Origin of the sequence: Paenibacillus sp. EC2-1 (assembly GCF_049311625.1) — a bacterium.
GTDB lineage: Bacteria > Bacillota > Bacilli > Paenibacillales > Paenibacillaceae > Paenibacillus_AQ.
The window spans coordinates 2,731,476-2,757,271 of sequence record NZ_CP186006.1 but is presented as its reverse complement, the minus strand read 5'-3'; the positions used below and the strand labels follow the sequence as shown (position 1 = coordinate 2,757,271).

Sequence of the window (25,796 nt, the reverse complement as noted above, 5' to 3'; positions counted from 1 at the left end):
ATATTTCTCGAGTCAAAAGAAACGCTTCTGTCGCTTGTTAGTCACAGTTTTGACTGGAATGACGATAATATAACCGCAATCCAACTAAAAATGTGAAAACCTAGGGAACCTTTTCTCAAACTACTTCGTGTTAGGGCTGAGAAAGAAAGGGGGAGTGCGTGAAATGAATAAAGTCACAATACAAATACGAGGTTTATCCAAAACCTATAGGAAAAAGAATGCACTGAATCCGCTTGAGCTTGAAATTAACGAAGGTGTTATAGGAATACTTGGTCCAAATGGAGCGGGGAAATCAACCTTCATGAACCTACTTGCCACGGTTGAGAAACCAAGTCACGGAACAGCTTCTGTATACGGGTATCCTTTACAAGGAGACGGAACCTATCATATTCGTAAAATATTAGGTTATTTACCTCAGCGGGTTCATGTACCCGGGAAGCTTAGTGCCGAAGAGTTTATAAACTATGCAGCTGCGATGAAAGGTATCCATGATGATGGAAAGCGTGTAGAAGAGGTATCGCGAGTACTGTCTGTGGTAAATCTTCTTGAACGTTCTCATGATCGGATAAAAGGATATTCAGGCGGAATGCGGCAGCGGATCGGAATTGCGCAAGCGTTAATTGGTAAACCCAAGCTCCTTCTATTCGATGAGCCGACAACGGGACTCGATCCAGCTGAGCGGCTAGCATTCCGCAATCTAATTAGAGATCTGGGACAAGAGAGCACCGTGCTGATGTCTACGCATATTGTAAGTGATCTGGAATCTACCTGTGATCAAGTTATCATCATGAATCAAGGTGAGTTATGTTTTCAAGGTACGATTGAGGAGTTAGCTGCCAAAGCGTCCGGATTGGTATGGGATGCGGTAATGTCAACGAAAGATGCAGAAATCTGGTACACACAGCGAGCCGTTGTAGCAGGTATTCGTGAGGCTGGCGGTATGAGATTGCGTATCATCTCTGAGAAAAGACCTGTTGCTGAAGCTACGGAGGTATCTCCTTCCTTAGAAGACGGGTATGTTGCCGTCTTAAAGGGGTTGATATGATGAAGTACATTTATGAATCCATCCGAATGGAATTGATCCTACTACGACGAAATCCCATCTTCTGCTCTTTACCTGCATTGTATGTGGTCATGTGGGTATGGCTGTTGGTTCGTTATGAACTAGGCGGGGATGGACAGGGCAGCCGAAGTTACTACTTTTATGATTCTTGGATCCTTCATTTGCCAACTGCTGTCCTACTGGCTGGACTGTTCTCTGTTTATATATTGTATAAAGACCGTATCAGTGGATTAGAAATACTAGAGCGAACGTGGCCACAATCTTCAATCCGTCTGATACTTGGTAAATGGATAATAGCTCAAATATACGGACTTTTTTTCACCTTACCTACGGTTGCCATTCAAGGAATCTGGATGGGCTTACGAGGAGATCATAAAGAGCCAATCATGTTATTCTTGAGTTACACATTTATACAGATGAGCGTTGCCATATTTATGTTTGTTTCCTTGGGGATGCTAATAGCTGTACTTCTACGTCATAAGTTATCTTTTGTGCTGCTGACTATGTTGTGGATTATTCCCGTTATCGTATATCAATTCTCTCAGAGTGAAACCTCATCGATTCACGTCATTAGTAGATGGTTCGCTCCATATGATATGACCCGGTTTCGGTATAATCCGGTAATGGACAGTTGGGGTTTACTTGGTGTTAACTGGACTGCTATCCATCAGATTGTTATTGCACTACTAGGACTACTATTTCTAGGTCTAACTTGCCTATTCGCTGATCATGGCCGAACGTTACGAGATGAACGGACGAAGTTGATCATATATTCTGCCGTGGTTTCGGTCTCTGTCATATCTGTGGGCTGGGTCAGTTACGATGAATTCTTATCTCGAGTCAACCGATATGTAGATGATGGCACTCGTTATATGGTGAAAGATGTGAATGCACTTGTTGATAAGAACGGATTAGCCAATGTACATAGTGATTTTCAGACTACGGAAATGGATTTAAACGTGCAATTATCAGAACCTAATCAACTTCAGGTGAAAAGTGAGCTTCTATTAGTACAGACCGAGCAAGATCAGTCGTCTATATTTCATCTAACACTGAATCATCAGCTCGTAGTGACAGATATCCAAAGTGATCAGCCACTGGAATGGAATCGAAGTGGTGATGTATTAGAGGTTCATACAGCCACTCCCATCGAAAATGGCGAAGCCATTCGTCTGAAGTTGAATTACTCAGGCGCAATTGATACGTATCGCAGTGAAGGAGTTAAGCAGTATTCCGGAATAAGTAAGGATTATGTCCTGCTCCCAAAATCAATTGCGTGGTACCCACAAATTGGGCAGAGGGAGTTAAGTGTTAGTATAGAACATAACAATACGACCCTTGGCTTCTTGTTAAAAGATAGTCTTGACTATAGAGAACCTGGAAGTACCCGATATCATGTATCTGTGACGGGGCGGAATGGAAATATGGTTCTCCCGCTTCCCGTAACGAATCGTGAACAGCATGAATATAGCGGAAGTAATTCGAACGGCTTATATATCTATCAGGGAGTTACGGAAGAACGAAGCGTCAATGGAACACGTATTATCGATCATCCAGATGTTATTGAATATAGTGTGAGGCACTTTCAGCATCAACAGGATCAAATAAATTATCTGAACGATTGGCTTGGTCTAAACCTACAAACGGCTGATTTATATAGTGGGTATATTTTTTACGGTGGGAACTTGAATCACTTCTCACTGACGAATGACTCTTTCAAAACACGATTCCCACGTGAAGAAATTCATTTACCAGCTGTTAAGCCTTTGCTCTTAGAAGGGCTACTTAACTGGGTATACGAACGGGAATATCCTATGAATGGGCGAGCATGGGGTGCATCTTTTCGTTCCTACTATGTAAATTTCTTACCGAGTAGAGGCCCCGCAAGAGTATTGTCGCCCATGGAAGAACAGGTTGTTAAGCATATCGATCAGGCTTCTTCGGATTGGGAGCGCATTGTAACATTATCAGGTCAGATGTATTCCCGTTACTTGGCTGTTGGTTCAGATCAGCACTATAACCCGCTTCAAGAGCTAGAACAACTTCTTGCCAATCTAGATGAGGATCATCTTCATGATTAGACGAATTCTTATCGAAATGTCGATATGGACAAGAGTGAACTTACGTAGTCCCTTATTTTTGGGATGTATCATTAGTGTGTGGCTGGCTGTGATTGTGTTTATGAGATTATTATCTTCGGAGCGTGATGCAATCTCAGGAATCTATGAACAAGCGGGAATGCTTTTATTTGTTCTCGCTATGGCATCAGCTTTCTCACTGGATATAGATTCACGCTTTATGGAACAGCTTAGAACATACCCGGTTCGGCAGTGGGAGCTTCTGTTTGAACGTGCATTTATTGGCTACTCCGTAGGAACTCTTTACATTGTGATCCTTGTCATGTTTTTCTTACCAAATATTCAGTTTATGTATCATTTGCGTTATTTGCTATTCATGTTGCCTGTCTATTGGTCATTCGGTGCCCTGACTATGCTTGGCACGATTTTGGTACGTCACACAATTGGAGGTATTCTACTTGCCTTCGTTATGTGGGCTATAGCAATGGGCAGGACGATGGGCGAGCTGTCCCCGATTATTCTTCACTTTACAAATGTTGACCTTAGTGTCTCGTACTGGGGAGTAGATCCACAGATTAGTTTTGAGACGTGGCTGATTCTGAATCGATTGTTTTTTGCTGGATTAGGTCTGATCTCATGGACCTTATCTTGGCTGGCTTTTACACATTGGAAAAGAAAGTAGTGTTTATTGTGGGGAGGATTTGCAGCACATGAAAGACGAAGATCTATTACGTGAACTGGTCATAGGCTGCGAATCGGCATTGGAAAGTTTAATCCATCGGTATCATCAGCCTTTATACGGCTACGTTTATCGCATGACCATGAATGAACAAACGACAGCGGACATTGTTCAGGATACATTTATGAATCTATATCGTCATGCCCAATATGGACGTGTCCCTGAACAGTTAAAACCATGGATTTATAAGATTGCAACGAATCTATGTAAGGATTATTGGAAGAAAGCTTCTACAAGACATGAAATCCCTTGGGCACGAGACAGTGAACTATTTGAGATGCAGACTATACATATTATGGATCATCAGATTGAGCGCCAATGGATGCTGGAATCTTTAAATCAGCTTCATCTAGACCACCGGATCATCATTTACTTGAGATTTTATCAAGATCTATCTTACGAACAAATTTCGGAGACCCTTGAGATTCCTCTCAATACAGTAAAGTCTCGATTATTTAGAGGGCTTAAACAACTGGAAGCTGTTATAGATTCAGACCAATACATCGAAGAACGAAATACAAGGAAATCGTCATTGCAGAGAAGAGGTGGACTTTAGTTGAAAGATTCAGATAAGAAGAGGGTTGGAATGAGTTCATCCAAGGATTCGAAGATCGAACTAGACGAGCTTTCTAATGAAGAATTAGATGAGCTGGAATCTATTGAGAAACGCATGGAACCAAGACTTTCAAGTTTAACTGTCCCTGTGCCATCTCGTGAAGACACGTTCCAGTTAATTGAATTTGTTAAGAAGAATGGAGCGGGCGATGTAGTTCAAGAACCGGAAGAACTGGATCTTTTTCAACAAACATCTTCTAATGAAAAACAATGTTCTCGATTATTAGGACTCATTCGTTCGCAATGGAATGCCTATGGATTCCGTAGCTGGCTGACAACGGGAGCTTCCATCGTCGCTACAGGGTATATTGCTTCAACCTATCATACGGAGAAATATAACGACCTGTTCTTATGGACGCTAGGCTTAACCTTGATCATTCTGGGGACAATCGTTTATGCTTTCCGTCCACGTGATCAAGGTACAATGATTCTCGAACAGTTAGGGAAATACAGTCTGTTGGAGCAGACACTTACTCGCCTCATACTCGTCATGCTATTCCAGATCGTTGTGGCGGTTCCATTGTCGTTCATATTCATAGATCAAGGTGCTCAGAACTCTTTAATTGGATTCATCGTAGGTTGGAGTATTCCGGTTATTTCAGGTGCCTTAATTAGTTTTGTGTTCATCCAGTGGTTTGGTGTTTGGAAATCCGTTCTGATGTTATTCGTTCTAGGGATTATTACTTTGGAAGGGAACAAAAGTTCTCTCCCCGAGGAAATGGTCACTTTTTCGAGAGAAAATGACTTTGAACCTCTCCGATGGATGATGTTACTTATAGCTGCAGGATTATTCATATTCTATCTTCTGAGCCAGCGAAAAGCGGGGAATCAACTAGATGAATAAGATAACCATTGATTGCAATCATGTGACTAAAATCCTTGACGGGAGTAAGGTTGTAGATGATTTTTCACTAACGTTCTTACCGGGCATTACGTATCTTATTGGACCGAACGGTTCCGGTAAAAGTTCCTTACTTCAAATGTTGACTACGGTCATTCCACCTACAGAAGGAACGATAGTGTACTTTTTACGGGGTAGCGAACATTTGTTCTATAATCGTAAAATGACCACCCGTGAAGTACGACAAATCATAAGTTATGTACCCCAATTCTTTATCGGGTACCCGGAAATGAGCGTGAAGACATATCTATTTCACCAAGCGCTGCAGAGAGGCATTCCTACCTATATAGTGAAACGTCATATAAAAGAATGGCTTACAAGCACTGACCTGTGGAATGAGCGAAAGACGAAGCTATTCAGGCTCTCGGGTGGTCAGAGACAACGCATAGGAATCCTTCAGGCTTTAATAGGTAATCCGAGGGTTTGTATATTAGACGAACCTTTCGAAGGGCTAGATTTGATGGAGGTCATGGTCTTCCGACATCTTATCCAAAAGCTAGCGCTCACGAGTACCGTCGTCATGAGTACACACCGCTTAGAGTGGATTGATCCTCATCATCAAGATCGAGTGATTGAGATGGAAAAGGGGCGTATAATCTATGCAGGAAATCATGTTAAGGACATCGAAATGAAGACCAAGGTTTGAACTAACATAATAGTGGAGGTGTCATAGAACGGTGAGCAACCCTCGGGAATACATCCTAGAACAAGCTAAACTGTTTGTAAGAGCCGAACTGCAAGATGACGGGAGCGGTCACGACTGGTGGCATATCGTTCGAGTTACTCGTACAGCATGTTTACTTGCAATGATAGAAGGCGCGAATGTATACATATGTGAGTTAGCTGCACTACTTCACGATATTGCAGATGAGAAACTTAATGCTTCGAAAGAAGCGGGGATAGACAAGGTGAATACTTGGTTGGTTGAAGCGGGTGTTGAAGCAGACGAACAGGAACATGTTCTTGATATCATTTCCAGTATGTCATTCGGTAATAACTCTAGTGAACCTCTGCCTACACTTGAAGGGAGGATCGTTCAAGATGCAGATCGGCTAGATGCCATTGGTGCGATTGGAATCGCTCGTACCTTTACCTATTCCGGATGGAAGGGCCAGGCGATCTATGACCCGGAGCTTAGACCGAGAGAATCGTTCACGAAGTCAGAATATCGAAATGGGCGAAGTACTTCTATTAATCATTTTTATGAGAAGTTATTAAAGCTCAAATCAATGATGAATACGGATGGCGCCAGAATTCTTGCGGAAGAGCGACATGATGTGATGAAGCGATATTTATGGGCTTTTGATTCTGAGTGGGGTCTGGCTAATGAGTCTTATATTGAGGAATCCCTAAGATTTCATCGTAATATTAAACGTCTTCATATTGTATTTGATGCATCTACTCTTGGTTCTTTACGATTTGCGCTTCAAGATCACGAAGGGGAAATTCCTGTGATGCTCGAAGATAATCTAATGATTGGACCGTTACCGAAAGAGCATAGCCCTCAGAGTACGAATTTACGGTTACGTTGGTTTTGTGATCGGTTCAGTAATTCAGAAGAACGCGACTCATGGATGGAGAGGCTCATGAGAGCATCTTTTGACTGGGAAGCCCTGCCGAGGCAATTCGCCAAGTATCCAATTGTGATTTGGGCAGGTGACTCTGCGCCAGAGCAATGTGGTCTTCGAAGATTTGTTGCGAATGTAGCGAGGGATGCAGACATTCAGGTGATCAACGCAACGAAAATATTAAATAATGATCGCTGTCAATATATAAAAACAGGTGAGATCCCTCAACATAAACTGGTGACCCTTCTTGACCAAGGAGAGGCACTATCCGTAAACGAGAAAGAAAAGTTAGCATACGATTGGCATTGTTTAACGTCTGAGTCAACGATGCTGCGAGTATTGATTGATGGGGAACTGCAAAATGTTCCAGAAAGTTATTTCGACCACAAGATCCTCGAAGCCGCATTCAAGTTAGGCGCAATAAACGGACATTATTGTAAGTCGGCTCGAATTATCGGTGAAGTGATCGGATATACGGAGCAGTCCGTTACAGATTCGTTCATTGAGTACCGTGTGCGGGAGCTTATTTCGGAAGGGATGCTTCAAGTTGAAGGGGAACAAAGAGCAATGCGTTATTATAGCATTTCTTTAACAGAGAGAGGATTAAGTGAGGTCGTTACAATGGATAACCCATCATCCTTATCGTTTGTTAAAGTGAAGGAAGTGCTGGAGAGCCTTGTGGAAATGCACTTTGAGCAGGAGCATCTGATCGGCGAACTCCGTATGCTGCTGAAGAATGATATGCTATTAAAGCGAGAAACAGAGGGCGAACATATACAAGTTCAACAGATCATTGAACGTTATCAAGATCAATCAAAGGAGCGGGGACAATTGCTTGAAGGTCTTGCGGCAGAGGTTCAACGATATTATATGTAAGAAATAAGAAGAGACCGTTCATTTAAGGACGGTCTCTTCTTCATAAGGTTTGGCTATAAGCTATTAAGTTAAGCTTTAAGAATGAAGAAAGTCACTCCTTTTGCGGTAAGAGCTTCATTCCTGTATGTTCTAGATTGACGTCAACGGTTACTAGGTCTAATGATTCTTCATCGAGGAGGAAGTCACTGGATTGTTTAAGTTTCTTCCAGAGAGCTGTATTCTTTTTGAACAAAAGATGTTCTAGGCTATATAAATCGGCTTTGATGTCTTTTCCATGCTTATAAGTGTCCCATATTTGTTCGGTCACCACTTTTGCAGTCTCCTTTTCAATTTCACTTCTTGTATATTCTTTACGAACCTCGACGGCATTACCTCTCAATTTGACATGAATCCGATATCTCGGAACTCCTTCAGATATGATTATTTCTTTTTTTATTTTTGGTTTTTGTAAGATAAGGACAGCACCAAGATCATTATTTTTGTATATAGGAACAGGTGAACGTCTTGTGTTTTTTTCTAACCAGCGTAACCCAGTTATTTTGTCCTCTGAAAGTAAACCGTTAAGTTTGCCTTTAGACATTACGAATACTCCGTTATAAACGATTTTGGAGTCTGCTTTATCGTTCTTCTTCCATGTGGTATCGTCAAACGATAAATTTGGAAGCAACACGGTATAAGCCGGCTCAGTTACTTCAGCCATAAAATCGAAGTACCGTATAGGAACTATATACGACTTCTGTTTATACACCTCCATAGGCTCATGCGTAAGAGTATTCAATGGGGACAGGTTAAAGAATGCAGGGGAAGAGAACAAACGTTCCAAAGATTCATTCGTACCAAAAACCCATGGTGTCATTCGAATCTCCTGATATCGTGTTAGAGTATCTAGTTTAGGAAGTACCTCAGATTTCAGAAGCGTCTCACTAATGACAATGCTGGAAATATGACCCCAAGAAGTTCGTTCCTGAGCGGAATCATACAGATTATTCATGGCCATATCCAGCGTTTCCCCTTCAATTTTCCCGATCCATACTTGAGATTGTGTGCTTGACCTCCCTCCTTCAGTCTTCGCTACGGAGGTGAAATCGAGCATTTGGGTATACAGAACAAATTTCTTATCTTCTTCGTTGTAATCAATCCCAATAGATGATATATAGTTCATGTCCTGTATCTCTTTAATATCCCAGCAACCACATAACAAGTTTAATAACAGGAGTGTAGCCATTATCTTAAGTACTCCATTGTAGCTCATCATTTCATTCCGACTTCCCTTCTTGAGAAGTATCGTCGATGAGATTTAGTAGTTCGGGTCTCTTCTTCATAAAAGCCCATGGTTTCGTGAGAATGGCAGACATGAGATCCTTCTTGGTCAGCGGAGATACTGGAGCTAAATAAGGGAGTCCAAAGGATTCTAATACAGACAAATAGGCTACAACACTTAACATTCCAACAAAAAAACCCAGTAGTCCTAAAATAGATGACCAAAAGAGGATATAGATCCGAATAATACTCACGGTTCCACTTAAAGTCTGATTCACCAATGTAAATGTAGCGACGGCTGTTGTTGCAGAAACAACAAGCATCGTCGGTGACGTAAGACCTGCTCGTATTGAGGCATCTCCAATAATTAATCCCCCTAATACAGCGATGGTTTGACCCACAGCTTTAGGAAGTCGAACCCCTGCTTCTCTGAATAATTCAAACATTCCTAACATGAGTAAGATTTCCATGGGAGCAGAGAAGGGAAGCCCGAATCTTGAATTGGTCACAGTAGCAAGCAGTGGGAACGGAATTTGGTCCATATTATAAGAGGTAAGAGCAACCCAGAATCCCGGTAAAAAGAGAGCAATAGATAGACCAATTAGCCTCAATATTCTTTCGAATATGACGAAATGGTAAGGGAAATAAGAATCTTCAGGCGTTTTCAATAATTCTAGAAGGTTGCAAGGTGCTATTAGCGCCATTGGAGAGCCGTCAACCAAAAGGATAAATCGTCCCTTTAATAAACACTCCGTTGCAAAGTCAGGCCTTCCAATGTAATCAACTAGTGGGAACAGGGATAGGGAAGAGTCAGAGATTCCTTCTTCCAACTGTCCGCTATTCAGAAGGGCATCAACCTTTAACCCTTTGAGTCGAGATCTGGCTTCATCAATGACTTCTGGACGGGCAATGTCGGCTATATATAATAAAGAAACTTTAGTCTGGCTTCTTGTTCCTATAATTAATTGTTCATGATTCAGGGAAGCAGTTCGAAGACGTTTTCGGATCAATGCTACATTGGTACTAATATCCTCAGTAAAACCATCCCGAGCTCCCTTAAGGGATACTTCTGTATTGGATTCTTCAGGCTGTCGCTTAGGCATCTGTGATATATCGATCCAATACAAGCTTTTCTCAGTAGGAAAAAAAACAACCATCTTCCCTGAAAACACCTCATTTACAATTTGAGAATGATCCGTAAGCTCACTCCATTTAGGCGATTTAGAGAGCTCATTCGTAAGTTGATTCCAATCCTCTACCGTATCAAGCATGCGCATCAAATCAGGAAATACATACTGCGTCATAATTGTAGAGTCAATCATTCCTTGGCAATAAAGGATTAAAGCGGGTAGCACATCTTTCGTGTTGTTAGGGAAATTGGAGATTACCACATCTGCTGATGAAGCGAACAGCGAGCGTAGCGTTTGCTCATCTATTGTCTTCGGATGAATAGCCTGAGCCAGGTTCTCAAGAGGCTTGGAGTTTTTGCGGAACATTTTGTTTCTAGGTTTAGTATGCATATTCTAATCACCTTTTGGTCTTGGCTTGAATGCAGTTGCGCATAGAATCACTAAAGATAGTGCTACTAAGAACAGAAGACATGGCAAGGAGTACTTCCCCATCACATAAAGCTCAAGTTGCCGATCAATCACGGGTATTAACGACAAGCCGGACAATAATAAGCCAAGGATAAGTAGAAATAACAACTTGGACTTAGATTTTTTGAAAGAAATGCTATCTGTGATCATAAACAGGAATAGTGAAATTCGGATCAAAGCACCTGATATCCATTGATAAAGAGCTAGAAAGTCAATGTGAGTTATATATTTGGTTATCGTCACCAGCATCCATTGGTCAAACGCTGGGTAGCGGGCTTGCATCGCCTGAAATGGCCCGAAATTTGCAATAGCCCCCATGAGTGGACCAAGGGTAAGTCCAGCTAACATAATAGCAAGTATGGCTAGTGCCATGTAACTGATCTTGCGAGATATGTGGTGCTGTATAAAAATTAGGATAATTAGCTCCATAAAACCTCCACCGGCTACAATCATGCTACGCAGCATAGGGGTATATCCATCAACGAATAGAGGAGTCAATAGGGAGTAGTCTTTATATTGGAGATTCGTCACCGCTACGAAATGTCCTAATATCCATACAAAAGGGAGAAGGATACCGGAAATAATCGCGATAGAACGAATTCCGTTGTAAGTAACATAGACACATAATAATACGATGACAATCGACACAAAAAATTTTGGCGTTTGAGGCAGATAAGTGACCTTGATCCAGGTTGTTGTTTCTCGTAGCATTACTAGCGCCATAAGAAAGAAATAACAAGTTGTGATGATTAGAAAGATCCAGCCTACAACTAATCCGAAGCGTTCTCTAAACCACAGCGTTATTGATTTCTGGTTCGTGCGTTTGATTATAATGTAAAAAATATAAAGCCAAACAAGCTGTAGCACTGTTGTTAGAATGACGCCCATCCACGCATCCCGACCTGCCGTTTGAAGCAGTAGAGGGATCAGAATAACGTGATTGGTGATACCTAATGCAAGGAGTAATATGAAGTATGTTTCAAGAATGGATATTTTTTTGCTTGAAGGCATGTTGTCAATCTCCATATCAGGGAATACGTGCTGAATAACAATACAGTGAGTATTCACCATTCTTCGCTTTTTATGTATAGGGATGAGATATATAAGGAATTGATACATCTAGACAGAGGAGAGAGGTTATTGGTATGCTAATGCTTTAATGTCTGTATGGATAGCAATATCAGCGGACTGATCTAACAACAAATATATGAGTTAAAGGAAGTTGAGTATGAACGTTACAACGGTGCTGCTCGGGCTCATAATTTTTTTAAATATCATATTTGCGTTCGTCGTTATTTTTCAAGAGAGACGTGATGTAGGATCGACTTGGGCATGGTTATTGGTATTATTGCTTATTCCTATTGCCGGATTTATTCTATATCTGTTCTTCGCTCAAAACTTCAGACGTAAGCGGTTATTCTACTGGGATGATATTAAGAAAAAAGGGCTCGATCGGGGATTGAAATTTCAAGAATCCCTTTTTCGATCGGAACAGTTTCATTTTAAGAACTACATATCGGGTCAGAATAAAGATTTAATCACCATGAATCTTTTGCACAATCAAGCTGTACTTAGTGAAGATAACCAAGTGGAGATCTTTACGGATGGGAAAGCCAAGTTCGCTGCTCTATTTAGAGATATTGAAGAGGCTACTGATTTTATCCATGTCCAGTACTACATTATTCAGAAGGATAATTTGGGTAAGCACCTTCTCGATTTATTAACGAAAAAAGCTAAAGAAGGCGTTAAAGTTCGTGTGTTGTATGATGAGCTCGGTTCCCGAAGAATCAATCCAAAGTTTCTACAAGAACTTCGTGAAGCAGGGGGGCAAGCTGAAGCATTCTTTCCATCCAAATATCGTCTCATAAACCTTCGATTGAATTATCGTAATCATCGTAAATTGGTCATCATTGATGGAAAGATCGGCTATGTCGGAGGTTTTAATGTGGGTGATGAATATCTTGGACTTAACCCCAAGTTTGGTTATTGGCGGGATACACATCTTCGAATTGAAGGAACGGCTGTTTACTCGATCCAAACCAGATTCATACTGGATTGGAACCAGGCATCTGCGGATCACGATATTGTGTATTTCCCCAGTCTGTTTCCTCACTTACCTTCCAAAGGCAATGTAGGTATTCAGATCGTAACGAGTGGGCCGGATTCCGAATATGAACATATTAAGAACGGATATCTCAAAATGATCACATCGGCGCGTAAATCGATCTATATTCAAACACCTTACTTCATTCCTGATTCGAGTGTGCTTGATGCGCTTCGAGTAGCATCGTTGTCTGGCGTTGAAGTGAATGTAATGATTCCGAATAAGCCGGATCATATGTTTGTGTATTGGGCTACACTTTCTTATATTGGAGAGATGCTGAGAGCTGGCGCGAAAGTTTATCAGTACAGTAATGGATTTGTCCATGCTAAAACACTCGTGGTGGATGAAGAAATCGCATCCGTTGGCACGGCCAACATTGACTTTAGAAGCTTTAAACTTAACTTTGAGGTTAATGCGTTTATATACGATGAAGCCATTGCCCAAAAATTAAGCCAAGATTTTAGAGAAGACATATTGGTGTCCGAACTGCTTACCATGGAGAAGTATTTAGAACGATCGAAGTGGGTTCGAATCAAAGAGTCCATTTCGCGGCTTTTGTCGCCTATACTATAACGCAACCAAAAGGCAGCTTCCTCTAGATTAAAAGATCTAGAAGGAGTTGTCTTTTTACTATGTAGTAGCCTATAACCGACTTCTCATAGAATAGAGTTAAGTGAAAACGCATGATAGAATAGAAGGAACGAAATAATGGAAAGCGGTGTAAAGAGATGTTACTAAGTCAGCAGCAGGTAGATAAGATCAGAGAGCAGTCTTTACGAATGGAGAAGGATGGTCAGATAACAGAGGAAGTGCTTCAGCTCATATACGATCATCGTTTGTTCCATATATTCGTACCGAATGAATTGGAAGGACGGATGACATCATTGCCTGATGCTGTGAGAATATTTCAGGAATGTTCGCGTATTGATGGAAACATGGGATGGTTGGTTACGATTGGTGCAGGAGGTGGGTTCTTTGCCTCGTTTATGCGCCCTGATATAAGTCGAAAAGTATATGCCCACCGCAATGCAGTCATCGCTGGGAGTGGAATGCCGACGGGAAAGGCTCGTCGTGTCGAAGGCGGATTTATCGTGGATGGAAGCTGGAAGTATTGCAGTGGGTCAACACATGCCACTGTGTTTACTGCGAATGTGATTGTGGAACCCGATGAAGAGCAAGTAGAAGCTTTATCTGATGAAGCTCCAGTGATTAGATCTATGATTTTATGGCCTGAGCAAATTCATATCAATCCGGACTGGAATGCTTTTGGTCTGAAAGCAACGTCTAGTCACCAAATTTCAGCCACTAATGCTTTCGTACCGCATGAGATGACATTTGATATTACCGAAATACAAGCCTATGAGAATGAGATGATCTATAAGTATCCATTCCTGCCTTTTGCACAAGCTTCATTTGCAGCAGTGACGCTTGGTATCGCGGAGCACTTCCTGGAAGCAGCAGAAGAGCTTCTGGCACAGAAACCGAGTCATCCTTCTATAGAGGAACAACTAACAACCTTAAAGACAGATCTAAAACGTAGTGAAACAGCTTTCTATTCGTGCATTACACAATCGTGGGATCAGTTATTGAGAGAAGAACGTTTATTACCTGAACAAGAATCTGCTGTTTCAGAACAATGTATATCTATGGCGGAAATGTCCTTGAGATGTGGACAGGAATTGTTCCCGCTTCTAGGGCTATCTGCAGCTATGGAGAATACCACAGTTAACCGAACATGGAGAGACCTGCAAACGGCTTGTCAGCATGCACTGCTTCGTAAGTACAGATGATGAATATATGCATATAGTTAACAGAGGCTGCGAAACGCAAGCAAGGGATAAAAATCCCTCAAATGCGGTTAGCAGTTTTTTTGTGCATTGAGAATGGACTTCACCTGATATCAAAAGGACGGAATAAGATAACTCTCCGATCGATAAATCTCCCTTGAAAGTCCTAGTAAAGGAATATGTTCCTGTTATTGTGGGGAATATACAACTTAACTTTCAGATAATGAGAAGGAGGCAGGCTCGTGGGCTTTTTTAAAACCATGTTTAATAACAATCAAAGAAGAAGTAAGCCTTTATCGAAAAAGTCCACACTGACTCCTCAGCCCGTATATAAATCTGTACAAAGCAACATTGAGTACCTTCAAAAGGCACTATTTCATACAGATGATTTAGTACGCCAATTGGTAACGATCCCAGGGCATACTAGTGAATTTCTATATATGCAAACCATGTGTGATCTAAGCAAGATACGTGAAGAAATATTAAATCCAATCTTAGAAACGAAAGATCGAGGTTTGGATGAGATCTTCATTGCAGTGAGATCCAATAAATACGATGACCTTGAGAAAGTGATTGAATATCTTGTCAAGGGGAATGCTGTCCTTTTTGTAGAAGGGTTAGAAGAGTGCTTCGTTATTGACGTAAAATCGAGTTTTGATCGTAGTGTTACTGAACCCAGTAATGAGAAGGTAGTGAAAGGTTCACACGAAGGTTTTGTAGAGAATGTCAGCATTAACCTTCAGCTCATTCGCAAGCAGATAGAGAATCGCAATTTAGTTGTAAAGCGCTACACACTTGGAAATGAAACAAAGGCAGAAGTGGTCATTGTGTACTTACAGAATCTTGCCAATCCCAAACTCGTCGAGGAGATCGATCAAAGGTTAAACCAAATCGACGCGGATAATATCACTTCAACGGAAATGATAGAAGAATACATAGAGGACAAATCGTTCTCACCTTTTCCACAGCTGTTACATACCGAAAGACCTGATAGGGTTGTAGGGAACTTGTTGGAAGGACGAGTAGCTTTATTAGCGGGGGGGAGCCCTACAGCTTTAATCATGCCGGTAACTTTCTTTGCCTTTTATCAATCGCCGGATGATTACCGTTTCCGTTCTTTGCAAGGGTCGTTTATCAGACTCATCCGTTTATTTAGCTTTGTGATTGCCATCACGCTCCCAGCTTATTATATTGCCGTTGTATCTTTTCATTATGAGGTGATTCCAGAGGATTTATTACTACCGATCAAAATTAGTGTCGAGAATATCCCGTACCCTCCAATACTTGAGGCTTTATTCATGGAGCTCACAATTGAATTACTTCGAGAAGCAGGAATCCGACTTCCAGGACCCGTGGGACAAACGATTGGGATTGTGGGCGGTCTCGTTATTGGCGATGCCGTTGTCAAAGCAGGTATGGTATCGAACGTTATGATTATTGTTGTAGCTTTAACTGCCATTGCATCTTTCGTAGTTCCTTCTCATGAGATGAGTGGTTCGGTACGACTGCTTCGTTTTCCAGTTATGATCGCTGCGTCTCTATTCGGATTTTTCGGAATTGTATATAGTATGATGATCATTCTAATTCACTTATGCAAATTAGAGTCTTTTGGTACGCCTTATTTCGCTCCAGCAGCTCCAATGAGATGGAAGGATTGGAAAGACACATTTGTTCGGTTACCTCAGTGGATGTTAAAGCAGCGTCCGAATGATCCAGTCCCTCAAGAACTTGAAATTCAATCATCAGCAGCTGAAGGGCAGAAGAAGAATGATTAATACAAAAGAACAAATTACTCCGGGACAGCTCATATTTTTGATTATTCAGACTCAAATAGGTGTTGGCTTACTCGGACTAACTGCTAGAGTTCATAACGTATCCAAAGGGGATGCATGGATTTCAGTGCTATTCGCCGGACTGTTGACTCAATTGTTCATTGTCATCATGTGGAGTCTGAGCAGACGATTTCCAACACATACATTGTATGATAATTTGTTAACTCTACTCGGACGCTATATCGGTAAACTGGCTCAACTTCTATACACCGGTTATTTTGTCACGATATCCAGTTTTATCGTTGTTGAGTTTAGCATAACTGTACAGAACTGGATCCTAATTGATACACCCAGATGGGTCGTCATGGGTATGATGTTAGGTGTCTGTCTTTATCTTGTGCGAGAAAGATTACAGACGATCGCACGTTTTTTCGTACTCGTCTTTTTCTGCAACATCGTTGTGATACTCATCATTTGTTATGCGTATTCACATGTGAATATTCTCTATGCGTTACCTATTGGACAATCCGGGATTGAGAAAATTGCAAAGGGATCACATAAAGCCATGACCTCTTTTTCAGGTTACGAGATGCTCATGGTGTGTTATCCCTTCGTGCAGGGTGGAAGCCTAGGAAAACTAAAAGCGGCAGGCTTTGCGAATATGTTCACGACCATATTGTACGCATTCGCAGTTTTCACGAGTATTATCGTATTTAGTCCAGCTGAGATGGAACTCATTCCTCAGCCTTTACTCTACATGGTAAAAGCACTATCTTTTTCAGTGTTTGAGCGGCCGGATCTATACTTTCTCTCACTTTGGGCTGTAGCATCAGCTTCTTCATTGATTGGGTATGTGTTTATGGCATCAAGAGGACTTGCTAATCTATTTCAGAAGCATAGTGATCACCGGAAGGCAGCCCCTTATACGGTGCTCCTTGTTTTTGTGATTGGATTGATATTCCAAGCACCACGCACAAACTACATATTAGGAAATTTCTTATCTACCCTGAGTTATATATTTGTAATTGGAATTCCTCTCTTGCTATTGTTGATATCCTTGCTGTTCAATGTAAAAGAATCTAGGAGGGATATGCGGTGAAGTTAGGTAGAGTATTGCTCGCAGTCTGCATCATGATAACGATGTTATCAGGTTGTTGGGATCAACAATTACTGAATCAAGACAAAATTGCATACGTATTAGGCTTTGACCTGACTCCTGATGGGAAAATTCAATCGACCACTTCCTTACTCGATATAGGTAGTTCGCAATCTGGATCGAAGCAGGTTAATGAAATACATTCCGTTATCGGAAATACGAGTAGACATACCCGAGAATTAATCGACAGAGAAGTCTCTGGTAGAGTATCTTCTTCGAAGCTGCGTGTCATTTTAATCGGGGAGGAGTTAGCGAAGCAAGGTATTTATCCGATACTCGATGTATTCTATCGTGATCCCAAAAGTGCTTTAAACGCAAGGATTGCTGTGGTTGAAGGAAGTGCTCATGATGCCATCAATTTGAAATTAACTGGAACGAGCCTGGTCGGTGAATATTTCTATGATCTGGTGAGGAGTGCAGAGCAAAGGACCATTGTACCGAAGGTTAATCTTCAACTCGTCTGCTCCAGTATGCTGGATCCTGGTCAAGATTTTGCAGCTCCATATATATCTAAGAACAACGAACATCCCTCGATCGCTGGCGCAGCCTTGTTCCAAGGGGATAGGATGCGAGGAACATTAAATACAGATGAGTCATTACTATATATGCTAATGAAAAATCAGTTATCAAAGACGGCAAGCTTAACTATAAAGAGCAACCGAGAAGGAGAACAGAAGCCTGAAAATTATATTACATTGGATATTCAAAAAATTAAAAGAACGATGAAGGTGGGTACCCAAGGCCAGCGAGACATCGATGTTAGGATGAATATAAAGTTAAAAGTGACGGCAATTGAATACCCACGTGACCATCTATATAATCTTCAGAAGTTGGACCATTTAGATGAGGAGCTTTCTGAGGAATTAACTAGAAAAGCTAAAGTTGTAGTAGATAAAATGCTTCAGGCACATCATGATGGATTTGAAATTGGTCGTAGACTCATCGCTTTTCACTCAGATACTTGGATCAATCTGAACTGGAAAGAAGATTATTCAAAAGTTCACTTTACGCCTCTAGTAGATGTCGAAATCGTAAACTACGGAATAATGAATTAGATCTGCACGAAAATTCATGAGGTAGTGGAGCTTTTCCGGTTCAAGACCTTGAATGCTTCCCGCTTGCTTAAGTTGGATAGGGAGGTCGTATTCACGAAATGAATAACTGCTTCCGGGTTGAATTTGCTATATTGTCGAAGACTCCAACCAATGGCTTTTTGAATAAAGAATTCATTGGAATGCGCCACCATATTAATGTAGTTGAATAATCTTTCAGGATCTGTATTATGTCCATACTTTAACTGATACAGAATAGCTGTTCGTTGAAGCCAAAAGTTATCGGATGCCATCCAGCGATCTGCGATAAACAACTGTTCGGGAAATCGTGAAAAATAGTGTCCAGCATGATTGGAGGCAATATGGTCCACGGTATCCCACCAGGACTTCTCGGTAATAAGCTGTTCGATCAATTGAATATCATCCAGATGGAACTTGCGTTTTCTCATATCCATGATCTGTAGAGCTGCATTCTGAAACTCTCTTTCATCCATATGCCACATTGCTGTTATTACTTCAGCAACCAGATCTTCATTCGGATAACCGTACTCTTTAAGAAATTTAGTTGTTAGTTCTTTTCTTAATGGAGACGGAATGCCGAAGAACTCGAATTGATTACGCATATAAGCTTTCATTTTGTGCGATAGAGTAGGGTCAGCATGCTTAGCAAAAAGACTCTTTAACTGATTCAGATCTTGAAGATTCAACGGACACACGCTCCTTAATGATTTAGTTGATCGTGTTTACTACTAAGGGATCTTATCATTTTCTGAATGATCTCATCAAGTCACTTAATTTGAAGGATCTGGAAGTTCAACCTTGATGATAAGGGGGAATTGATACAAAAGTTGAGGAGAGGGATCTAAATGATACCAGTGCATGTTTGTAACAATTACTAAAAGACTAAAGTTGTATAGGATTAATTGAATAATTTTTCACATGATTAACCATATTAATAATAAGTAATTGAGATAATACAAAAAGACAACCAAAGTTGATTCGTGAATTTGTGATGTTTGATGCACGTATGTATGAAAAGATATTTTGTGAGATATGATCATTAATATATTCACATTCAGAGCAAGTTAAACAAAACAGATTACATAATTTTAAAAGATGAAATAAAATTATAATGAAATTAAATAGCGTCGATTAAGCGCTACAGACCCTACAGACCTTTTTTGTTATTACTTTTACACAAAACTCGTATTTTGTACATATGTCTTAAAAGTTATTTAACGCAAGTTTAGCAGCTTCTTCGATCTGTTCTTGATATAACATTTGATATACATTTTCACCAATAGAGCCAACTGCAATATTTTCCTTTATGATTGTATAATTTTGCCTTCCCAATGTGCCACATGATATGAAACAATAAATTTCTTATCCTCTGAAACAATACAAAGATTGATTCGTCCGTAATCTTCTGCATCTAGGTTGACATTCCAATAATATGTCTTGTTGCAATACTCTAACTTCCGTCTTCCTTTTGAATTAACCCCCATATGCTTATGACCTCGCTAGTTTCAAACTAATTCGCTTTCCGTATCTATTCGTGGCATCATCGAAGTATCCTCCCGCTAGCTAAAAGAATTACGGGCGAAAATCGATTAGATTCATGCCTAATCGGTAATCGGACTATGTTCTTGTGCTTTTATAAGTTCTTGTCTTTGTCTCGGTACAAGAACTTGTACCGTTAAAACAAAAAAAAGCCGCTAATAGCGACTTTCAAGCACCATGATTTAAAATTCAGAGTTGTAATAAGGTATTAAAATTGTTCTTCAAAATTATATTTACAGATTCTTCCTTTAATCCTTTTACATTTGAAATTCCTTTTTCAACGCTAGACACGAAATCTAAATTGTAGGTTTTTTTTGTATTTTTAGTGAATGGAGCATCGCTTTCCAATAAAATTTTATCTAATGGCATGTTTTTAATTAATTCATTACCATTTTTACTATTAAACATGTCAGAATTAACTGAAAAGTAGTAGCCTCTATTTATTGCAATTTTCATTTCACTTATAGTACCAGAAAACCAGTGCATAATAATTTTACCATCGAAGGTGTTACCCAATATTGATAATACATCTTTAACTGCCCTTCTGCTATGTATACTCAATATTTTTCCTCCTGTATTATTACATTCTCCTATTAGTTTTCTAAATGCATCTTTCTGAGTCTCGCGATTGTCTAGATTTGGCGTAACATAATCCAATCCGACTTCACCAATGTATTTAGATTCTCTAATGGAATTAAGTAATAAGGGAATCTGTTCCTTGTACTGAAATACAAGTTCCGGATGAAAACCAAGTGCAAATCGTACATATTTAAGATTGCGATATTGAAGTACATATTTTTTATACAAGACTGGTAAATTTGTTACTGCAATAGTGTAAGATTTATTAGCTTCAATATAATCTATAACTTGCTGTGTATTTTTGTACAAATCTATATGCACATGGGTGTCATATCTAAATTTGCTCATTTAATTATTAAGTACCTCCCTCAACTCGTTCATGCCCCTTATATATAAATCTGTATATTTATCAATTTCTGAAGTAATTGGACCGGATTTCTGGATATTTAAAAATGCATATTTTTCATCAAATTTACTTAGGCCAATCTGATATGAATTATGATTTATACGGGAAACGTCACCAATAGAATAATCAGTATCCCTGTAGCTAGTAGTATCTTTGATTCCAGCTCTTTTAATAGATGCCCTTCTAATGACACAAGGTAGACAACTTCCACAGTGACGTGATTTTGTTTCTCTTAATAATCTCCCTTGATCAGGGTGCGAACAAGACATTGTTTCTGAAATATTATCAGATAGAAAATCGAAATTATTACATGAGAGGATCATCTCACCTTTTGTACTAAATTGATATGGATTGCTAATAGTAACTTCAACTTCTGAATTATTCAGGAGTGTTTGGAACATACCAAGGTAATAGGGGTGTGTAGTTCTCGTACTACTACTACCCAATCTTGAATTTGTTAAAGGTATGTTCAAGGAGATTAATCCATTTTCAGGTATCAGTAGTTCAATAGGGTTATTAAAACAAGTTGCGACTGCTACAGCATGACAAAAAAACATGAAAGATCTAGTTCTGGTTGTATCTTCTACACCACTTCTAGCTGCTGCATGGAAAGTGAAGAATCTTTCGTCGCCAATGATGTACTTATCTCTTATTCTTCCCCCTAATTTATCTTGATATTCCTTAACTCCCTTACCTCCACCATAATGACTAACAAATAAAATGTTATCTTTTTCAACCTCTAATGCATCAATAGCTCCAATAAAAGAATCCAAACCACCTGAGAACATTGAAATCCGCTTAACAGATATTTTATTGTTCAGTTCTATTTCATGAACTTTAGTTTTTATCTTTAGTTCAGTCTTAGTTAACTCTCTTTGTCTAAATTCTAGGTTCCACTTGTCCCCGCTAAGATAATTTAGTAGTTTTTCAACTAATACTTTATTGTTATTCCATTTTTCAAATTCTAAAATGGGTACGTAAAGAGTAATTTCTCTGCTCCAAGCGTCATAACCCATCTTTCTACTTATGATTCTATCTGCTCCATATACAAATAAAGAGATGTATAAAAAATCTAATCCCATTGTAGAAAAAAAATTCGGCAAATTAAGAAACTTCTTTACGGTATTTGTTCTCCAAAAAGTATAGGTAAAGGTGTCACTCTTACTTATGTTATATTCGATAAATTGTTCATCAATAGTAAAGTCATCATCATTGGTCATTTTACAAATGATATTCATTATAGTACCTCCAGTATGTAATAACACTCTCTATAAATTTCTTTAACTATTGAATGTATGCTCTTATCTTGATAATCGACTTTACTTAACCTGACATCCCTAAGTTTTAATTCTACTGAAATTTCAATAAACTCTTTAAATTCTCTTTCTTTTTGTTGAGCAACCTTCGTATCATCACCATACATTTCAAATCTACTCTGTAGATCATTTAACATTCCCTCAAATATATATGACGTTACATAACTATTCATTATTTCATCAAACATTTCTTCATTAAGCGTGTTTAGTGACTCAATATCCTTACCATTTTCAATAATTAGTTCATACATTTTACACTCAACTTCAATTAGTGCATTACGTGCCACTATATCCTCTTTAGTATTGGAATTAGGAGAAATAAAATTCACAATCTCAGACAACAAGTCTTCAACACTTTTGCCTACATAATCAATTTGTAAGCTCTGCAGGGTTCTATATATTCCATCTCTTAAAATGTTTGAAAGAAAACTTCCCAAATTAACGGTGGTGTTTCTCCCTGAAACAGCCCTACTCGAAGCTACCCTCGAACCACCTGAAGCTCTAACATAGTTACCAACTATTCTTCCTTTGTTATTGGAAGTACCGTTGATAAATTGCGACATTGATTTCTTTGTTTCTTGCCAAGAACCACTTAAGATAGCGTCGTTGTTATCATCTCTACCCTTTGGTTTATTTTCTTCCTCCTTAGGTTCGTTCTTATCCTGTTCCAATTCCTCAGAATCTACATAGTCGTCCTCAAACCCTTCCGGTAGCAATGGATTTCTATTACCCGGGCCATTGTAGATACTTGATGTCCCCATATTTTCCTCCTAATTATTGAATATTCTATCAATGAGTGGACCAAGTGATGATTTTTCTTCTGTCCAACGCTTTGTTAATTCTAAAATTTCCGTTTGTTTATTAGTTTTATCCATAAACTCTTTGATGAGCCGTAATGCAGATGCATTTAAACTATCGCCTGTAAGTCCATTCAAGTTACTTATAACATTTGAATACAATAACTCTCGGGTTAGTCCCCAACTAATAAATGCCTTGAATAAATCCTTATCAATGGCTGTCTCAGAGACAATTTTATTAAAAATCGACTGAAGAATCTCACTAGACTCAAAGTCACTTATATCCAAATAGTTTCTCAAAGCATCTGCTAGGCCTCCCGCAGTTTTGCTTACTAGTTTTTCTAGTATATTTTGAGCCATTGGACTCAATTTAACTATACTTGTGTCAAATCTTTCATCCAAAGCAGATCTCGAAAAATAAAAGTATGATCTTAAATCCTCATCTTTTAAAAGTGGTTCGATTGCACACCAATCCTGCACCCATTTGTCATCTTTCCATATTTTCAACTCACTCGTATCTGTTAATTGATTCTTTTCTAAGAGTTCAATTTCTTTTGGCTTACCTTGCTCCGCAGCTACTAATTGTGCAACTTTTCTAAATAAAGGTGACTTGAAATATTCCAACATCATAACTTTTGCAAGGATCTTTCTGTCTAACTGAATTGATTTATAGGAAGCCATTTTTTCTCTCATAACTAATGAGTTTAAGAACCTTTTACAATGCCTCGGATTACCATTTAAACCATTTGACAGTACAGAAGACAGTTGCTTTGCTATTATTAAACTATCCTTAATCTTTTCAGCCAATGCAGGTTTATTTTCAAAGATTAAAGTATAATCCAATGTAAAATTCAATATATTATCGCTTCTTTTTTCTTTTATTAATTCCATAATTTCTTGGAATTCCACGTCAGTTAAATCCTTTTCAAATAAAAGGCAAGTTATGTAAAACTCGACTTCCTTTGAATTAAGTCTTGGTATCCTGATTGGATACTGTATAATTTTCTCTAAATACTCCTTACCGATATCAATCTGTTGCCCCTCAATCTTTTCAAATTTTCTTTTCACTGCATAAGAAATATGTCTTTCATCTGCTCCAATAATGAATACCGAGTTACCTGCAAAGAGGAACAGTCTAATTGCTTCTAAAGTCTCTAAAATTGTATCCGGACTGCAACGATCAAGTTCATCAATGAAAATTACGAGTCGTTTTATTTTAGTTTCCTCTAACAAATCAGAGAAATTCTGCTGAAATTCTTTTAAATCTTCCCTAATTTCTTTGTTACTTAACTCATCACGAACTGCTGTGAAAATCTCTGACTCATCAACCCCATCAACATTATTCTTAACTTTTTCAACTATACCCTTTATTGTTATGTCTGCTAGAGTACCAATTCCACCTGTTAAAAAAATATCTGTACCATATTTAATCCCATTTTTTATTAACTTCAATTTATCTACACTTTTATACAATCCTGATATAGTTTTTTTAGCTTTTTCAGTAAACTTCGTTTTTTTTTGAATTTCATCGAGAATGCTTCCCATTAATGCCGTTTTTGCATCCTCATAGCCTTCAAATAACCAACCATTAAAAACAAGACAGACGGTCCCCTCATCTTGTTCCACACTCTTCATACTCATTCTTATTAGACTTGATTTTCCACTCCCCCAATCTCCATAAACACCAACACTTGAAGGTAAAAGAGACTCATTAGATATAATCTCTCGTAACATATAGATCAAATAGTCAAAATCCAAAAAATCAAGTTCCGTTTCACTATCTTTCCACATTACTTTTCCCCCTTATTGTTAGACCCGATACTGCCCTATAACATCATTCGACTAAAAACTACATTACTCCTGCCTTTATAATATTGTGAAATGAACATAATGAGACCTCTTTGAATTTGTATCTCTGGCATCAGAACCATTGGTCATTCCGTATGTTATCCAAAGAGATATCTATTTCGAATGGTAGTCACTTTGCAGTTAGGTACACTAGTGAAAAATCAAGGGACACAGCCAGCAATGAGCTGGCTGTGTCCCTTGGTTCCCAAGTTCGATAGATGAGTTGCTGTTCAGAGGGGTACCTATAAACATGCGGACAGCACGATATTCGAACTTTTATCATAAACAGTCTTTGCATGAAATGTTACAGGAACTAAAGAAGTTTTTCGGTTCACATGTACAACAGTTTATGGAGGAACTATGTTGCAGATCTGCATATCACATTACATATAAAAGGCGCCTAATCATCTTTACTTGAACGTCAATGAAATCATATCGTCAGTCATCAAATCTGCTATATCAATCTTGTTATCCTCATTGAAATCCATATGCTTAACATCATCCCAATTCGGGTCAGCAGTCGTTTTTCCGTAAGGCTGCTGTGATTGCTAAATCACTGATGCTCACTTTGTCATCTGCATTAATGTCCTCCCGTATAGTTGGGGTCTTTAATCGGAATATGTTCTTGTCCTTTACGGCAATCGGTACAAGTTCTTGTCTTTGCTCGGGACAAGAACTTGGACCATTAAAATAAAAAAGCCACTAATAGCGACTTTCAAAG

At 39.2% G+C, this 25,796-nt stretch carries 20 protein-coding genes; 12 read left to right on the top strand and 8 right to left on the bottom strand.

Going from position 1 to position 25,796, the window contains the following annotated elements; genetic code table 11:
* Positions 1-163 precede the first annotated feature (163 nt).
* The 7 genes from ACK8P5_RS13020 to ACK8P5_RS12990 are packed head-to-tail and all read left to right on the top strand — an operon-like array spanning position 164 to position 7,840.
* On the top strand, positions 164-1,045 hold the full coding sequence (locus tag ACK8P5_RS13020) for an ATP-binding cassette domain-containing protein (RefSeq protein WP_422656704.1): 882 nt from the start codon (positions 164-166) through the stop codon (positions 1,043-1,045).
* Positions 1,045-3,144: an ABC transporter permease gene (locus tag ACK8P5_RS13015; RefSeq protein ID WP_422656703.1), complete on the top strand. Its 2,100-nt coding sequence runs from the start codon at positions 1,045-1,047 to the stop codon at positions 3,142-3,144. Before ACK8P5_RS13020 ends, ACK8P5_RS13015 begins: the two co-directional genes overlap by 1 nt.
* Complete coding sequence (locus tag ACK8P5_RS13010) at positions 3,137-3,823, top strand: hypothetical protein (RefSeq protein WP_422656702.1); 687 nt, start codon at positions 3,137-3,139, stop codon at positions 3,821-3,823. Before ACK8P5_RS13015 ends, ACK8P5_RS13010 begins: the two co-directional genes overlap by 8 nt.
* A 28-nt stretch (positions 3,824-3,851) precedes the next feature.
* Entirely contained in the window at positions 3,852-4,436 is a 585-nt protein-coding gene (locus ACK8P5_RS13005) for an RNA polymerase sigma factor (RefSeq protein ID WP_422656701.1), read from the top strand.
* Positions 4,437-5,339 (top strand): hypothetical protein, encoded by a 903-nt coding sequence (locus tag ACK8P5_RS13000; RefSeq protein ID WP_422656700.1) that lies wholly within the window; start codon positions 4,437-4,439, stop codon positions 5,337-5,339.
* Positions 5,332-6,042, top strand: coding sequence for an ATP-binding cassette domain-containing protein (locus ACK8P5_RS12995; RefSeq protein WP_422656699.1), 711 nt, complete (start codon positions 5,332-5,334; stop codon positions 6,040-6,042). The genes ACK8P5_RS13000 and ACK8P5_RS12995 overlap by 8 nt, the downstream gene beginning before the upstream one ends.
* 31 nt (positions 6,043-6,073) lie before the next feature.
* Complete coding sequence (locus tag ACK8P5_RS12990) at positions 6,074-7,840, top strand: DUF3658 domain-containing protein (protein WP_422656698.1); 1,767 nt, start codon at positions 6,074-6,076, stop codon at positions 7,838-7,840.
* A 91-nt stretch (positions 7,841-7,931) separates the two neighbouring features.
* Here the strand turns inward: ACK8P5_RS12990 and ACK8P5_RS12985 are convergent, their stop codons facing one another.
* From ACK8P5_RS12985 to ACK8P5_RS12975, 3 genes are read right to left on the bottom strand one after another with little or no spacing between them, the layout of a single operon-like run.
* Positions 7,932-9,065 (bottom strand): Ger(x)C family spore germination protein, encoded by a 1,134-nt coding sequence (locus ACK8P5_RS12985; RefSeq protein WP_422661469.1) that lies wholly within the window; start codon positions 9,063-9,065, stop codon positions 7,932-7,934.
* A gap of 31 nt (positions 9,066-9,096) precedes the next feature.
* Positions 9,097-10,620, bottom strand: a complete 1,524-nt coding sequence (locus ACK8P5_RS12980) for a spore germination protein (protein WP_422656697.1) — start codon at positions 10,618-10,620, stop codon at positions 9,097-9,099.
* A 3-nt stretch (positions 10,621-10,623) separates the two neighbouring features.
* A complete protein-coding gene (locus tag ACK8P5_RS12975; RefSeq protein ID WP_422656696.1) occupies positions 10,624-11,709 on the bottom strand; it encodes a GerAB/ArcD/ProY family transporter in 1,086 nt (361 codons plus the stop codon).
* A 217-nt stretch (positions 11,710-11,926) separates the two neighbouring features.
* Between ACK8P5_RS12975 and cls the strand changes: the two genes are divergently transcribed.
* From cls to ACK8P5_RS12950, 5 genes are all read left to right on the top strand, one after another.
* Positions 11,927-13,375 (top strand): cardiolipin synthase, encoded by a 1,449-nt coding sequence (cls, locus tag ACK8P5_RS12970; RefSeq protein ID WP_422656695.1) that lies wholly within the window; start codon positions 11,927-11,929, stop codon positions 13,373-13,375.
* A gap of 155 nt (positions 13,376-13,530) precedes the next feature.
* Positions 13,531-14,592: an acyl-CoA dehydrogenase gene (locus tag ACK8P5_RS12965; protein WP_422656694.1), complete on the top strand. Its 1,062-nt coding sequence runs from the start codon at positions 13,531-13,533 to the stop codon at positions 14,590-14,592.
* A gap of 239 nt (positions 14,593-14,831) precedes the next feature.
* Entirely contained in the window at positions 14,832-16,364 is a 1,533-nt protein-coding gene (locus ACK8P5_RS12960; RefSeq protein ID WP_422656693.1) for a spore germination protein, read from the top strand.
* Positions 16,318-17,460, top strand: coding sequence for a GerAB/ArcD/ProY family transporter (locus tag ACK8P5_RS12955; protein ID WP_422656692.1), 1,143 nt, complete (start codon positions 16,318-16,320; stop codon positions 17,458-17,460). Before ACK8P5_RS12960 ends, ACK8P5_RS12955 begins: the two co-directional genes overlap by 47 nt.
* Complete coding sequence (locus ACK8P5_RS12950) at positions 17,457-18,572, top strand: Ger(x)C family spore germination protein (protein WP_422656691.1); 1,116 nt, start codon at positions 17,457-17,459, stop codon at positions 18,570-18,572. Before ACK8P5_RS12955 ends, ACK8P5_RS12950 begins: the two co-directional genes overlap by 4 nt.
* Positions 18,573-18,586: 14 nt before the next feature.
* On the opposite strand, the gene ACK8P5_RS12945 is transcribed toward ACK8P5_RS12950, so the two are convergent.
* The 5 genes from ACK8P5_RS12945 to ACK8P5_RS12925 all read right to left on the bottom strand — a co-directional run bounded on the left by ACK8P5_RS12945 (position 18,587) and on the right by ACK8P5_RS12925 (position 25,018).
* On the bottom strand, positions 18,587-19,276 hold the full coding sequence (locus tag ACK8P5_RS12945; protein ID WP_422656690.1) for a DNA alkylation repair protein: 690 nt from the start codon (positions 19,274-19,276) through the stop codon (positions 18,587-18,589).
* 1,042 nt (positions 19,277-20,318) lie between these two features.
* The gene (qatD, locus tag ACK8P5_RS12940) at positions 20,319-21,056 is read right to left on the bottom strand and encodes a Qat anti-phage system TatD family nuclease QatD (protein ID WP_422656689.1); all 738 of its coding nucleotides are present in this window, start codon (positions 21,054-21,056) and stop codon (positions 20,319-20,321) included.
* Positions 21,057-22,352 carry a Qat anti-phage system QueC-like protein QatC gene (gene qatC / locus ACK8P5_RS12935; RefSeq protein ID WP_422656688.1) on the bottom strand — a complete coding sequence of 432 codons (1,296 nt, stop codon included), beginning with the start codon at positions 22,350-22,352 and terminating at the stop codon, positions 21,057-21,059.
* On the bottom strand, positions 22,352-23,191 hold the full coding sequence (gene qatB / locus ACK8P5_RS12930; RefSeq protein ID WP_422656687.1) for a Qat anti-phage system associated protein QatB: 840 nt from the start codon (positions 23,189-23,191) through the stop codon (positions 22,352-22,354). Before qatB ends, qatC begins: the two co-directional genes overlap by 1 nt.
* A 9-nt stretch (positions 23,192-23,200) precedes the next feature.
* A complete protein-coding gene (locus ACK8P5_RS12925; protein WP_422661329.1) occupies positions 23,201-25,018 on the bottom strand; it encodes a KAP family P-loop NTPase fold protein in 1,818 nt (605 codons plus the stop codon).
* Positions 25,019-25,796 lie beyond the last annotated feature (778 nt).

What these genes read in the sequence shown, in the direction of transcription:
- qatD (WP_422656689.1), bottom strand. Translation starts at nt 21,056, where the DNA reads ATGAGCAAATTTAGATATGACACCCATGTGCATATAGATTTGTACAAA.
- ACK8P5_RS12985 (WP_422661469.1), bottom strand. Translation starts at nt 9,065, where the DNA reads ATGGCTACACTCCTGTTATTAAACTTGTTATGTGGTTGCTGGGATATT.
- ACK8P5_RS12965 (WP_422656694.1), top strand. Translation starts at nt 13,531, where the DNA reads ATGTTACTAAGTCAGCAGCAGGTAGATAAGATCAGAGAGCAGTCTTTA.
- qatC (WP_422656688.1), bottom strand. Translation starts at nt 22,352, where the DNA reads ATGAATATCATTTGTAAAATGACCAATGATGATGACTTTACTATTGAT.
- ACK8P5_RS12925 (WP_422661329.1), bottom strand. Translation starts at nt 25,018, where the DNA reads ATGTGGAAAGATAGTGAAACGGAACTTGATTTTTTGGATTTTGACTAT.
- qatB (WP_422656687.1), bottom strand. Translation starts at nt 23,191, where the DNA reads ATGGGGACATCAAGTATCTACAATGGCCCGGGTAATAGAAATCCATTG.
- ACK8P5_RS12975 (WP_422656696.1), bottom strand. Translation starts at nt 11,709, where the DNA reads ATGCCTTCAAGCAAAAAAATATCCATTCTTGAAACATACTTCATATTA.
- cls (WP_422656695.1), top strand. Translation starts at nt 11,927, where the DNA reads ATGAACGTTACAACGGTGCTGCTCGGGCTCATAATTTTTTTAAATATC.
- ACK8P5_RS12980 (WP_422656697.1), bottom strand. Translation starts at nt 10,620, where the DNA reads ATGCATACTAAACCTAGAAACAAAATGTTCCGCAAAAACTCCAAGCCT.
- ACK8P5_RS13020 (WP_422656704.1), top strand. Translation starts at nt 164, where the DNA reads ATGAATAAAGTCACAATACAAATACGAGGTTTATCCAAAACCTATAGG.
- ACK8P5_RS12995 (WP_422656699.1), top strand. Translation starts at nt 5,332, where the DNA reads ATGAATAAGATAACCATTGATTGCAATCATGTGACTAAAATCCTTGAC.
- ACK8P5_RS13010 (WP_422656702.1), top strand. Translation starts at nt 3,137, where the DNA reads ATGATTAGACGAATTCTTATCGAAATGTCGATATGGACAAGAGTGAAC.
- ACK8P5_RS13005 (WP_422656701.1), top strand. Translation starts at nt 3,852, where the DNA reads ATGAAAGACGAAGATCTATTACGTGAACTGGTCATAGGCTGCGAATCG.
- ACK8P5_RS13015 (WP_422656703.1), top strand. Translation starts at nt 1,045, where the DNA reads ATGAAGTACATTTATGAATCCATCCGAATGGAATTGATCCTACTACGA.